The 550-nt window shown below is 38.7% G+C and carries 1 protein-coding gene; it reads right to left on the reverse strand.

Translation table 11 applies throughout. The annotated features are described in order from the left end of the window. Positions 1 to 442: 442 nt before the first annotated feature. Entirely contained in the window at positions 443 to 541 is a 99-nt protein-coding gene (locus ACFQEU_RS17800; protein WP_379784321.1) for an aldehyde dehydrogenase family protein, read from the reverse strand. Positions 542 to 550 lie beyond the last annotated feature (9 nt).

A 550-nucleotide genomic window follows, 5' to 3' on the forward strand; every position in this document is an offset into this window, starting at 1 on the left:
TTAGTGCTCTTGTACTACATGTAGAACGAAGCTCATTATCTCCGTAGTGCAATTCTGTGCAAGGGCGGAGTATAACCCTAGCCGAGATAATGTGTGAATCAGTTCTAGAAAATCAAGTTCTACTAACAGTTTTAGCTCTAAAGAAAGTGAATTTCTTAGAGCTGTGCTCGTCATTCACAAAAACAAAAAGATTTAGACGACGATATGTTAATTTAGACGACTAAAAAGTGTTTTAAAGTCCTCCATTTAACTATATGTGTAATTTCGAATGGAGACGGTGGTTTTTTAGGCTGTTTTGTGCAGATGTTGGTTGAAATAATTCCTGTTACTTATTAAGACAAAGAAAAACTAATCTCAGTTGGTTCTAGTGTGCCAGTTTAACGCTATGGTATCGTTTTATATGAAAAGGGGCGCCTGAGCGCCCTGAAAGTTGAACGATAACTCAAAGTTGCAGCGCTTTGGTTTCCATAAATTCGTGCAGACCTTCATCGCCAAACTCGCGCCCGTTACCGGATTGTTTGTAACCACCAAAGGGTGCCAAATAATTAAA

Origin of the sequence: Halorubrum tibetense, assembly GCF_042661865.1 — an archaeon.
GTDB lineage: Archaea > Halobacteriota > Halobacteria > Halobacteriales > Haloferacaceae > Halorubrum > Halorubrum tibetense.